Genomic DNA, 11,721 nt, shown 5'->3' with positions numbered 1-11,721 from the left:
GGCCGCTCCCAGAACACCCGGCGTCGCCGAAAGGTCAGCCGACGAAGACCGCCAGGGGTTTGGCGAGGCGGCCCTGCTCCTCCACCAGCGCAAGCAACTCGCCCTCGGGCCCGAACACCCCGATCGGCCCCTTCCCGAGGCCCGCCGAAGGCAGCCGCCCCCCGTGGGAGATCACCCGCGCCTCGTCCTCGGTCACGTCCCGCCGGGGGAAGGCCGCGGTGACGGCCTCCCCGATCGGCAGCACGACGCACTCCCCCGTCAGCTCCTCGATCGTCTTGGCGAGCGACAGGTCGTACGGCCCCACCCTGGTCCTGCGCAGGTACGTCAGGTGACCGCCGACCCCGAGCGCCGCCCCCAGGTCCCTGGCGAGCGCCCTGATGTAGGTCCCGCTCGAGCACCTGATCGTGGCCTTGACCTCGGGCCCGTCGATGGACGTGACGTCGAAGTCGTGGACGGTGACCGGCCGGGCCGCCAGCTCGACCTCCTCACCGGCCCGCGCCCGCTTGTAGGCGCGCTCGCCGTTCACCTTGATCGCCGAAACCTGCGGTGGGATCTGCATGATCCGCCCGGTCAGCGCCTCGATCCCCTTGCGCACGGCCTCGGCCGTCACGCCGTCCGTCGGCGTGGTGGCCGTGACCTCGCCCTCGGCGTCGTCGGTGTTGGTCGTGACGCCGAGCCTGATCGTCGCCTCGTACACCTTCTCGGTCAGCGCCAGGTGCCCCAGCAGCCTGGTCGCCTTCTCCACGCCGATCACCAGCACCCCTGTCGCCATGGGGTCGAGCGTGCCGGCGTGCCCGACGCGCCTGGTGCCCGCGATGCGCCGCATCTTGCCGACCACGTCGTGGGAGGTCCAGTCGGCGGGCTTGTCCACGATGATCAGACCGCTCTCGGCCATTTACCTTTTCCTCAGCAGTTCTCGAAACCGGTCCATCGTCGCTTCCACACCGTCGTGCGAGGTGAACCCCGCCGCGTAGGCGTGGCCGCCGCCGCCGAGCGCCGTGCAGATCGCGCCGACGTCCGCGCCGCCCTTGGAGCGCGTGGACACCTGCCACACGCCGTCGTCGTCCTGTTTCAGCACCACCGCGACGTCGGCCTCGTCGGTGCGGCGGATCACGTCGATGATCCCCTCCACCTCGTCGTACGGCAGGCCGTACGCGGCCCTGTCGGTGTGTTTGATGTACGTCCACACCAGGTCGTCCTCCAGCACCACGCGGTCGAGCGCCGCGCCGAGCACCTTCAGATACCCGAACGGCGACCGGTCCCACAGCTCGCGGGCGATCTCGTCGGTGCGCAGCCCCGCCGCCACCAGCCTGGCCGCCATCTCGTGCGCGGCGGGCGTGGTCGAGGAGTGCCTGAACGACCCCGTGTCGGTCACCAGCCCGACGTACAGCAGCGTCGCCATGTCGCGGTCGAGCGGCTGCCCGAGACGCCGGATCAGCTCCTCGGCCAGGACGGCGGTCGCCGCAACACCGGGGTCGATGAGGCTGACGGTGCCGAAGCCGTCGTTGGACGGGTGGTGGTCGATGACGATCACCTCGCGCGCCTTGGCGGCGTTGACCGCCAACAGCCCGAGCCTGTCGAGTGTCGAGGAGTCGAAGGTGATCATCACCTCGGGTTCGGCGGGGAAGGCCGAGGGGACCGTGAGCAGGTCCTGGGCGGGAAGGAAGCGCAGCAGCCTGGGCACCGCGAACCTGCGGTCGCCGAAGGAGGCGACGACCCGCTTGCCCATCGCCGTCAGCGCCTTGGCCGCGGCCAGCATCGAGCCGAGCGCGTCGCCGTCAGGCGAGATGTGGCAGGCCAGCGCCACCTCGTCGGCGTCGCGGATCAGGCCGAGCGCCTCGTCCCATACCGATTCGGAGATCGCCCCTGACGCGCCCCCGCGCGGGCCGCCACCCGCGGGCGCGTTCAGGCCGTCGCGCTCGGGGTCACGGTTGGAGGACGCGGGGCGCGCCGCACCGCCGCCCGCCGTGCCCGGGAAAGGTCCGGCGGACGGGCGGCGGGTCTCGTCGCGCGCGTCCGGCGTCACGTCGCGGAGTATCCCGCGCGGTCGGAGGGCTCGTCCTCTTCCTCGTCGAGCTCCGGCTTCTTGTACGGGTCGGCCTCGCCCGCGTAGGAGGCGCCCTGGGCGCGCTTGGCGACCTCCTCGTCACGCTCCTTCGCCGCGGCGAACAGCTCGTCCATCTGGCGAGCGCTGTCGGGCAACGGGTCGTGCTTGAACGTCAGCGTCGGCGTGAAGCGCACGCCGGTCTGCCTGCCCACCTCCGAGCGGATGATGCCCTTCGCGCTCTCCAGCGCGGCGGCGCTGTCGGCACGCTCGGCCTCGGAGCCGAACACCGTGTAGAAGACCGTCGCCTCCCGCAGATCAGCGGTGATGCGCGTGTCGGTCACGGTCACGAAGCCCAGCCGCGGGTCCTTGATCCGGCGCTCCAGCATCTCGGCGACGATCTGCTGGATGCGGTCGGCGAGCTTGCGCGCTCGTGCGGCGTCCACCATCTTCGATCCCCCTAGTGTTCGGTCAATCTTCGTCGTTGTAGAGCCGCTGCCTGGCCGACAGCAACTCGATATCGGGGCGGTAGGCCACCAACCGCTCGCAGGCGTCCATCACCTCGCCGCAGTTGCCCGCGGTGGCGGAGACGACGGCGATGCCGATCTCCGCCCTGCGATGCAGATCGAGATGGCCGGTCTCGGCGACGGCGACGCTGGGGAAGCGCCGTTGCACCTCGGCGACGATGGGACGCACCACGGATCGTTTCTCTTTCAGCGAGTGAACGTCGCCGAGCAGGATGTCCAGGGTCAGGGCACCGACATACATCGTTGGCAACCACCGCGAGTCCGTTTTCCGGTCGCGTGCGAGGCCGTCCGGACGGGCCGCGGTGGAAGGCCCTACCCGGTTCCTCGCACGCCCCGCGCGCCCGGGCCGTCCCCCGGCGTGCGGTGCGGCGCCATCCGTGCGCACACGGACGACGCCATTATCGACAACGTTCCCACACGACCCGTTAGTCCGGATCACCTGGGTGAGACTGCACACCGCACGAGTCCGTACGGCTCCAGCCCGCGCGAAACCGGCCGAGCCGTACCGGCCCCGAAGGCCCGGCACGAGACCCGGCAGGCCCGGCGAACCCACGGCGACCCCGGCCCACACCGGGCCGCGCCCACTCGGAGGAACCCGGGAGGACACGAGACCCGGCAGCCCCGGGGAGGCCCGATGAGCGTCCCGGCACCCGGGCGGGAGATCCGAACGGACCCTGGCGTGCGAGAGGCGCCCGGCGAAGACTCCGCCGGGCGCCTGACCGCGCGTTACACGCGCGGCTTCTCCCGCATCTCGAACGTCTCGATGACGTCGTCGAGCTTGATGTCGTTGTACCCGACACCGATACCGCACTCGAAGCCCTCACGGACCTCGGTCGCGTCCTCCTTGAAGCGACGCAGCGACGACACCGTGAGGTTGTCGGCGATGACGACGCCGTCCCGGATGATCCGGGCCTTGCTGTTGCGGACGATCGTGCCCGACCGGACCAGCGAACCGGCGACGTTGCCGATCTTCGGCACCTTGAAGACCTCGCGGACTTCGGCGGTGCCCATCTGGACCTCTTCGAACTCGGGCTTGAGCATGCCCTTGAGCGCCGCTTCGATTTCCTCGATCGCCTGGTAGATGACCGAGTAGTAGCGGATGTCGACGCCCTCGCGCTCGGCCAGGTCGCGGGCCCGGGGCTCGGGCCTGACGTTGAAGCCGATGATCACCGCGTTGTCGTCGGCGACGGCCAGGTTGACGTCGTACTCGGTGATCGCACCGACGGCGCGGTGCAGGACACGGAGCCTGACCTCGTCGCCGACGTCGATCTTGAGCAGGGCGTCTTCCAGTGCCTCGACCGAACCGGACACGTCACCCTTGATGATGAGCTTGAGCTCGTCGACGCGGCCCTTCTCGAGGTCGCTGAACAGCTCCTCGAGGGTGCGGCGACGGCTCGACTTCGCCATGTCGGCGCTGCGCTTGCGCGCCGCGCGCTGCTGGGCGATCTGCCTGGCCATCCGGTCGTCGGAGACGACGATGAAGTTGTCTCCGGCGCTCGGGACCGCGGTCAGACCCATCACCAGGACCGGGAAGGACGGCGTGGCCTCCTCCACCGGGTCGCCGTTGTCGTCGAGCATCGCCCTGACGCGGCCGAAGGCCTCGCCACAGACGATGGAGTCGCCGACGCGCAGCGTGCCGCGCTGGACCAGGACGGTCGCGACGGGGCCGCGGCCCTTGTCCAGGCGCGCCTCGATGGTGATGCCCTGGGCGTCCATCGAGGGGTTGGCCCGCAGGTCGAGCTCGGCGTCCGCGGTGAGCAGGATGGCCTCGAGAAGGTTCTCGATGCCGGTCCCGTTCTTGGCGGAGATGTCGACGAACAGGGTCGAGCCGCCGAACTCCTCGGCGACGAGGCCGTACTCGGTGAGCTGGGCCCGCACCTTGTTCGGGTCCGCGCCCTCCTTGTCGACCTTGTTGACCGCGACGACGACGGGCACGTCGGCCGCCTGGGCGTGGTTGAGCGCCTCGATGGTCTGCGGCTTCACACCGTCGTCGGCCGCGACCACCAGGACGGCGATGTCCGTGGCCTTGGCACCACGGGCACGCATGGCGGTGAACGCCTCGTGACCGGGGGTGTCGATGAAGGTGATCTTCCGGTCTTCGCCCTCGTGCTCGGCGGAGACCTGGTAGGCACCGATGTGCTGGGTGATGCCACCGGCCTCGCGCGCCACCACGTTGGTCTTGCGGATGGCGTCGAGCAGCTTCGTCTTACCGTGGTCGACGTGACCCATGACGGTCACGACCGGCGGACGCGCGGCGAGGTCGCCCTCGTCACCCTCGTCCTCGCCGAACTCGATGTCGAAGGCCTCGAGAAGCTCGCGGTCCTCCTCCTCCGGGCTGACGACCTGGATGTTGTAGTCGAGCTCGGCGCCCAGCAGCTGCAGGGTCTCCTCGTTGACCGACTGCGTGGCGGTCACCATCTCGCCGAGGTGCAGCATGATCTGCACCAGCGACGCCGGGTTGGCGCCGATGCGGTCGGCGAAGTCGGACAGCGACGCACCACGCGGGAGCCTGATCGTCGCGCCGTTGCCGCGAGGAACCTGCACGCCGCCGATCGCCGGCGCCGACATGTTGTCGAACTCCTGGCGCCTCTGGCGCTTCGACTTGCGACCACGCGCGGGACGACCGCCTGGGCGGCCGAACGCACCTGCCGTACCGCCGCCGCGACCGCGACCGCCGCCACCGGGACGACCGGCGAAACCACCGCCGCCGCCACCGGGACCGCCGGTGCCGGTGCGCGGACCAGCGCCACCGCCGCCGCCGGGACGACCGGCGAAGCCACCGCCACCGCCACCGCCGGGACGACCGGCGAAGCCGCCGCCACCACCGGGACGGCCGCCTCCGCCACCACCGGGACGACCGCCGCCGCCACCGCCGGGACGGCCTGCGCCGCCACCGCCGCCGGGGCCGGCAGGGCGACCCTGCGGCATCATCATCGGGTTGGGACGCGGCCCACCGGGGCGGGGACCACCCGCACCGGGACCGGGACGCGGACCACCGGCGCCAGGCCCGGGACGCGGACCACCCGCGCCGGGACCGCCCTGGCCACGACCGGCGGGCGGACGCGGCATCGCGCCGTCACGCGGAGCGCCACCGGGACCACCGGGACGCGGACCACGGTCCTCACGAGGACGGTCCTCACGAGGACCGCCGGGACGCGGCGGACGCTGGCCCATGCCGGTCGCGTTGGACGAGAACGGGTTGTTGCCCGGACGGGGGCCCGGACGGGGACCCGGCTTCGGTCCTGGACGCCCACCCTCACGCTGGCCCGGACCACCCTGGCCACCGGGACGCGGTGCGCCGGACTGCTGGCCACCGGGACCGGAGGGGCGGCCGCCCTGCTGGGCGGGGCCGGGACGCGGGGCGGGACGGGCCGCGGGACTCGGACGGGGACCGGGCGTGGGGCGCGGACCCTCGAATCTGGGAGCCTGCGGGGCCTGAGGCGCCTCGCGAGGAGCCTCGACGGGCGCGGCCTCCGGCTGCGCCTGGTGAGGCATCGGAACCGGCGGGCGCGGAGTGCCACCGGCGGGACCGGGGCGGGGCCCCGGCTTCGGAATCGGGCCCGGACGCGGGCTCGAGGAGACAGGCGCCTCCGCGGCGCCGTTACCGACCTGGCTGTCAGCCGGTCGGGGCGCAGCCTTCGGCGGCTGCGGCTTGGACGACGAACCGCCGCCCTTCGTGGGCTTGGATACGCCCAAAGCTTCGGTGAGCCTGCGGACTACCGGCGCTTCGATGGTCGAGGACGCCGAACGGACGAACTCTCCCATCTCCTGGAGCTTGGCCATGACGACCTTGCTCTCAACGCCGAACTCCTTAGCGAGCTCGTATACCCGGACCTTCGCCACTGCACTCCCTTACTCGGCCCGGGAGGCTGGCAGTGCCGTCCGGACCGTCGTTACCTTGACGTCTTCATCGCCGCGTGCTCATCAGGCGCTCATAGCAATCTGACTCCGCCCATCAACTCGGCGTCCTACATGACATGTGGTTCTCCCTCTAGGTGCGCTCGCAGTCGCGAGACGTCAAGCGGCCCCGGCACGCGAAACGCACGCGGAAACGCTCGGCGACGCTCGGCAAGCTCCAGACAGCTCAGGTCGGGATGCAGCGAGGCACCCCGGCCGGGAAGCCGTCCGTGCAGGTCAGGGACCACGTGGCCCTCGACCAGCACCAGATGGAGCAGCTCGGACTTAGCCGTGCGAACCCTGCAGCCCACGCATGTTCTCAGCGGGGCCGCCTGGCCACCATATTCCAGCTTACCGCTTGGACGCATCTACGGAACCGGCGGGATCATCCGCCTGGGTGTCAGGACGGATGTCGATCCGCCACCCCGTGAGCCTGGCCGCCAGCCGGGCGTTCTGCCCCTCCTTGCCGATGGCCAGGGAAAGCTGGTAGTCGGGCACCGTGACGCGCGCCACTCGGCCCTCCAGATCGAGAACCTCAACATGGGAAACACGCGAGGGAGACAGGGCATTCCCCACGAACTCTCCCGGGTCCTCCGACCAGTCGATGATGTCGATCTTCTCGCCGTGGAGCTCGGTCATCACGTTGCGCACGCGCGAGCCCATCGGCCCGATGCACGCGCCCTTGGCGTTGACGCCCGGCTTGCGCGAGCGAACCGCGATCTTCGTACGGTGCCCCGCCTCGCGGGCGACCGCCGCGATCTCGACGGTGCCGTCGGCGATCTCGGGCACCTCCAGCGCGAAGAGCTTCTTCACCAGCCCGGGGTGGGTGCGCGACAGCGTCACCGACGGGCCCTTGTGGCCCTTCTTCACCTGCACCACGTAGGCGCGGATGCGCTCGCCGTGGACGTAGTCCTCGCCGGGCACCTGCTCGTTGTGCGGAAGCACGGCCTCGATCTTGCCGAGGTCGACGAGCACCACGCGGGGGTCCTGCCCCTGCTGGATGACGCCGGAGACCAGCTCACCCTCGCGGCTGGCGAACTCACCGAAGTTGATCTCGTCTTCGGCGTCGCGCAGCTGCTGCAGGATGACCTGCTTGGCGGTCGTGGCCGCGATGCGGCTGAAGTTGTTGGGGGTGTCGTCGAACTCCCTGACGATGTCACCCTCGTCGTCGAGTTCGGCGGCGTAGATGGTGACGTGCCCGGTGGCGCGGTCGAGCTCCGCCCTGGCCTTGGCCGCGGCGCCCTCCGTGCGGAAGTAGGCGATCAGCAGCGCGTCCTCGATCGCCTTCACGACCAGGTCGAAGGAGATGTCCTTCTCCCGTTCAAGGCTGCGCAGGACGCTCATGTCGATGTCCACGAGGCTTCCCCCTTAGCCCTCGTCGCCGTCATCGTCGAGGTCGTCTTCTTCGTCCTCGAACCGGCGGAATTCCACCTGCACCCGTCCTCGGGTCAGGTCCTGATAGTCGATCCTGCGCAGTGTGCCCTCGACGTCGATCTCCACACCGTCGTCGTCGGCGCCGCGGATGCGGCCCTCGACCAGGCCGCCGTCTCGCAGCTCCGCCTTGACCAGGCGCTTGGCCGCGCGCCGCCAGTGGCGCGGTTCGGTGAGCGGGCGGTCGACGCCCGGAGAGGAGACCTCGAGCGTGTAGGGCGACTGGCCCATCGTGTCGTCGTTGTCGAGCGCGTCGGACACGGCCTGACTGACCTCGGCGATGTCGTCGAGCGTCACCCCGCCGTCCTTGTCGACGACCACGCGCAGCAGGCTTCGCTTGCCCGCCTTGGTGACCGAGACATCCTCCAGGTCGAGGCCTGCTGTGGCGACGACGGGCTCCAGGAGCTTCATCAGGTGGTCGCGGGATGATGCGCTGCCCATATCGACCTCCCTATTGTGTTGCGATCCATGACCGCCCGTGATGGCGGCCGCTCAGTCGACGACTGCTCCATACCCTATCCGTACCAAGGCACGGAAAGGGCGCCACTCGACAGGGTCGAGCGGCGCGGACTCAAGAGAGCGAGACCATATCGCACCACGGCACGATCAGGCGGAACGCGCCAACGGCACGTCCCAGCCCTTACCATGCTGTGTGCCTTCCTCACCCGACCGGAGGTTCTCCTTGCGTCCCCTGTCCCGGCGTGCCGTGCTCGCGGGCGGCGCGGCGATGGCGGCGCTCTCCGGCTGTACGGCGGGGCCGCCCGAGCCCGCCGCCTCGAAGGCGCCCGACCCCGAGCACCTCCTGCTGCGCGAGCTGATCGCCGACAAGGAGCGCACGATCGGCCTCTACGCCGTCCTGGTGGGCGCGGGCGGCGCGAAGCTGACGCCGTTCATGGCGCGGCACGAGGAGCACCTGGCCGCGCTGCGTGAGCGCCTGCCCGCCGAGACCACGCCCTCGGCCTCCGCCACACCCTCCTCGCCGCCCTCCCCATCGAAGAAGCCGCCGAAGGTGTCGCTGACCAGGCTGCGCGACACCGAGCGGAAGGCGGCCGCCATGCGCGCCCGCCAGCTCGGCACGGCCTCCCCCTCCCTGGCCCAGCTGATCGCCAGCATCGGGGCCTGCGAGGCCCTGCACGCCCTCGCCCTGCCGAGGTCGCTGTGAGCACCACAGGACTCGCCACGGGACTGACCACGGGGGCTGCGAACGACGTGGCGGCCATGAACAAGGCGCTGGCCGCCGAGCACGCGGCCATCTACGCCTACGGCCTCATGGGCGCGCGCACGACGGGATCGCTGCGGGCCAAGGTGACGGCCGCCTTCGACGCCCACAGGGCCAGACGCGACCAGCTGCGCGCGCTCATCTCCTCAGGGGGCGGCAAGCCGGCCGAGCCCGAGGCCGCCTACACGCTTCCCGTGGTGCCGGGCAACGCGACGGAGGCCGTACGGCTGGCCGTCCTCGTGGAGGCGGGCGTCACCGCGGCCTACCTGGAGCTGACCGCCGCCGCCCAGGCCACGACCCGCCGCATGGCGGCGCTCGCCATGCAGGAGTCGGCCGTCAGGTCGTACGGCTTCCGCCCCACGGTCACCGCCTTCCCCGGCATGCCCCCGCGTGCGCCCCAGCCACCCTCTCCCACCCCCACCGGCTGACCGCCCCGCCTCTCCCGAACAGACGATCCTCGCCTTCCATGACGAGGTCACATCGCCCCGGGAGGGCCAGGCAGGACGATCTCGAAGAAGCCCTGCGCTCTGTACGTCGTGAGCTTCCTGGCCTTGCCTGTCCTGACGTTCACCGCGTAGACGGTCATGGTCCGGTACGGCGGGTCGATCACCGCGGGCTCGTCGTCCGGCACCTCGGACGCCGGCCTGCACCGCACGGACATGGTGAGAGCGGTAACCTCGTCGGCGCTGAGCCAGGTGCGCAGCGAGATTTGGCTGACGTCCGGGGACAAACCGCTGATGACGGTCGTCTTCCGTTTCTCGCCGGTGAACGAGTCCATGAGGGCGAGGTTGCCCTGGCGGCAGGGTTTCTCGGCGGTGCTGCGGTTCTCGATCACCGCGACGCTCTTCCCGTCGGGGGCGAGCGGGCTGAAGAAGTAGTGCCCCGGCAGGATGACCGATGATGTGGTGTTGCCCCCTGAGGAGCTCGGCCGCAGGTTCGAGATCGTTCGCAACCGTGACCTGGGCGAGTATTGCGCGAGCGTGATGGTGGCGCCATCCTGTGACAGGCCGATGGGGACCCAGCGGTTCGGCAACTGGCGGACGACCCTGTCGCGCATGTCGATGAGCAGCGCGGGGTCCTTGAACTCGGGGACCTTGCTGAAGGCCACGAACCGGCCGTCGTCCGACAGCATCAGACGCGAGACGCTGCCCAGCCAGTCCTTCGGCACCTTGCTCGGAGCCGTCGTCTTTTGGCCCGAGGCCAGGTCGCGGACCTGGAAGGTGCCTTCCTTGGCACTGTAGTAGGCGATCTTGCGGCCGTCCCGGCTGATCGCCAGCGGGCTGTCGCGCAGGCCTGTCCGGCCGGGGGCAAGGCTGGGCAGCGCCTCCGGCACGTGGTAGGTCTTGCCACTCCGGGTGACCACCCGCCAGCCCCCGTCGCGGCAGCCAGACGGCGCCTTGCCGCTGTCCGGCTCGCAGAAGGTCTTGTAAGCGTGGCTCAGCGGCCCCACCCCGCGCGCTGGCAGGTCACCGGTCGAGGCGGCCTCCTGCGGCTCAGAGGGCAGCAGGCGGATGGCGGCCGTCACGCCGAGCGCGGTGACCACGACCATGGCCGCCGCGAGGAGCGAGACCGCGGTACGCCGCCTGCGGTCATGCGTCGCGATCGTGCGTTCGGCCAGGTCCACCTGCGGAGAGTCGTTGGCCAGGTCGACGAGCACGTCCCGCAGCCAGGTCATCGGTTTGCCTCCTCGGCTTCCATGTCGGCGAGCTTCGGTGCCAGTTCGGGCGCCAGAGCGCGTAAGCGGGCCAGCGCGTAGTGGGTCTGGCTCTTGACCGTCCCGAGCGAGCAGTTCAGCAGTTCGGCGGTCTCGCGTTCGGTCCGGTCCTCGTAGTAACGCAGCACGATCACCGCCCGCTGCCGGGGCGGTAGCCGCATGAGGGCCTGGCGCATGACGAGCCGCGCGACGGTGGAGTCCTCGCTCGAGTACGGCCGGTCGGGCGGTTCGGCGGTCAGAAACTCGGTCGTGACCCGGCGCCGCCGCCACGAGATGTACTGGTTCACCAGCGCCTTGCGCGCGTACGCCTCGGGGTGCTCGATGCGCGACAGCCTGGACCAGCGTCCGAGCACCTTCAGCAGGACGCTCTGCAGCAGGTCCTCGGCCTGAGGGGCGTCCCCCGCGAGCAGGTACGCGGTGCGCATCAGCGCCTGCTGATGCGCGGCGACGAACTCGCGGAAGCTGTCATTGCGGTCCAAGGCGACTCCTCTCAACCGTTACCGACGCCGGTGACGGGTCGAAAGGTTCGGTCCGGACTAGAAATTCGGGATGCATTCGAGGATGCCGCCGGTGAAGACGTCGTAGAGGCCGAGTGGTTCCAGGTGGACGTACCCGATGTGGCAGCCGCAGCCCGTGGCGGGGCACGGACGGGGGCGCAGGGCCGCGCGGTGCGAGCCGTCGTACAGGTTGCCTGGCAGGATGTGCCCGCGAACAGGAGCGGGTTCCTGATAACGCGGCTTCGCCGTCCTGCCCCGCAGGTGGGTGGTGGAAAGAACGTTCGCCCGGCTGGCCCGTTATCCGTCGGCTCGTCCGGATCTACGAACGCGAGCCCGAACAGCACGAAGCCATGATCTGGTTGGCCACCGTGCACCAGATGAGCCGCCGCCTC

At 70.5% G+C, this 11,721-nt stretch carries 12 protein-coding genes and 1 pseudogene; 2 read left to right on the top strand and 11 right to left on the bottom strand.

Annotated elements, in window-relative coordinates:
* Positions 1-34: 34 nt before the first annotated feature.
* From truB to rimP, 8 genes are all read right to left on the bottom strand, one after another.
* Positions 35-895, bottom strand: coding sequence for a tRNA pseudouridine(55) synthase TruB (gene truB / locus AB0B45_RS08690; protein WP_358127463.1), 861 nt, complete (start codon positions 893-895; stop codon positions 35-37).
* Positions 896-2,026, bottom strand: coding sequence for a bifunctional oligoribonuclease/PAP phosphatase NrnA (locus AB0B45_RS08685; protein ID WP_358127460.1), 1,131 nt, complete (start codon positions 2,024-2,026; stop codon positions 896-898). It lies immediately after the preceding gene.
* Positions 2,023-2,493, bottom strand: coding sequence for a 30S ribosome-binding factor RbfA (rbfA, locus tag AB0B45_RS08680; protein WP_358127458.1), 471 nt, complete (start codon positions 2,491-2,493; stop codon positions 2,023-2,025). Before rbfA ends, AB0B45_RS08685 begins: the two co-directional genes overlap by 4 nt.
* A 22-nt stretch (positions 2,494-2,515) precedes the next feature.
* On the bottom strand, positions 2,516-2,812 hold the full coding sequence (locus AB0B45_RS08675; protein WP_358127455.1) for a DUF503 domain-containing protein: 297 nt from the start codon (positions 2,810-2,812) through the stop codon (positions 2,516-2,518).
* A 485-nt stretch (positions 2,813-3,297) separates the two neighbouring features.
* The gene (infB, locus tag AB0B45_RS08670; protein ID WP_358127452.1) at positions 3,298-6,414 is read right to left on the bottom strand and encodes a translation initiation factor IF-2; all 3,117 of its coding nucleotides are present in this window, start codon (positions 6,412-6,414) and stop codon (positions 3,298-3,300) included.
* A 125-nt stretch (positions 6,415-6,539) separates the two neighbouring features.
* Entirely contained in the window at positions 6,540-6,836 is a 297-nt protein-coding gene (locus AB0B45_RS08665) for a YlxR family protein (RefSeq protein WP_358127448.1), read from the bottom strand.
* Positions 6,820-7,824: a transcription termination factor NusA gene (gene nusA, locus AB0B45_RS08660; protein ID WP_358127444.1), complete on the bottom strand. Its 1,005-nt coding sequence runs from the start codon at positions 7,822-7,824 to the stop codon at positions 6,820-6,822. Before nusA ends, AB0B45_RS08665 begins: the two co-directional genes overlap by 17 nt.
* A gap of 12 nt (positions 7,825-7,836) precedes the next feature.
* Positions 7,837-8,340, bottom strand: coding sequence for a ribosome maturation factor RimP (gene rimP, locus AB0B45_RS08655; RefSeq protein ID WP_358127440.1), 504 nt, complete (start codon positions 8,338-8,340; stop codon positions 7,837-7,839).
* A gap of 241 nt (positions 8,341-8,581) precedes the next feature.
* Here rimP and AB0B45_RS08650 point away from each other — a divergent pair, with 241 nt between their 5' ends.
* Together AB0B45_RS08650 and AB0B45_RS08645 are read left to right on the top strand one after the other, a co-directional pair.
* Positions 8,582-9,061 (top strand): hypothetical protein, encoded by a 480-nt coding sequence (locus tag AB0B45_RS08650; protein ID WP_358127437.1) that lies wholly within the window; start codon positions 8,582-8,584, stop codon positions 9,059-9,061.
* A complete protein-coding gene (locus AB0B45_RS08645; protein WP_358127435.1) occupies positions 9,058-9,546 on the top strand; it encodes a ferritin-like domain-containing protein in 489 nt (162 codons plus the stop codon). The genes AB0B45_RS08650 and AB0B45_RS08645 overlap by 4 nt, the downstream gene beginning before the upstream one ends.
* Before the next feature lie 47 nt (positions 9,547-9,593).
* Here AB0B45_RS08645 and AB0B45_RS08640 read toward each other — a convergent pair whose 3' ends face one another.
* The 3 genes and pseudogenes from AB0B45_RS08640 to AB0B45_RS08630 all read right to left on the bottom strand — a co-directional run.
* Positions 9,594-10,793, bottom strand: coding sequence for a hypothetical protein (locus tag AB0B45_RS08640; RefSeq protein WP_358127432.1), 1,200 nt, complete (start codon positions 10,791-10,793; stop codon positions 9,594-9,596).
* Positions 10,790-11,311, bottom strand: coding sequence for a SigE family RNA polymerase sigma factor (locus tag AB0B45_RS08635; RefSeq protein ID WP_358127429.1), 522 nt, complete (start codon positions 11,309-11,311; stop codon positions 10,790-10,792). The genes AB0B45_RS08640 and AB0B45_RS08635 overlap by 4 nt, the downstream gene beginning before the upstream one ends.
* Before the next feature lie 57 nt (positions 11,312-11,368).
* Positions 11,369-11,524 (bottom strand): annotated as a pseudogene (locus AB0B45_RS08630) (radical SAM protein); the annotation flags it as partial.
* Positions 11,525-11,721: the final 197 nt, after the last annotated feature.

The organism is Nonomuraea sp. NPDC049152 (genome assembly GCF_040648355.1).
Taxonomy (GTDB): Bacteria; Actinomycetota; Actinomycetes; order Streptosporangiales; family Streptosporangiaceae; genus Nonomuraea.
Note: the sequence above shows the minus strand (reverse complement) of the source record. Positions and strands in the feature narration are given on the sequence as shown.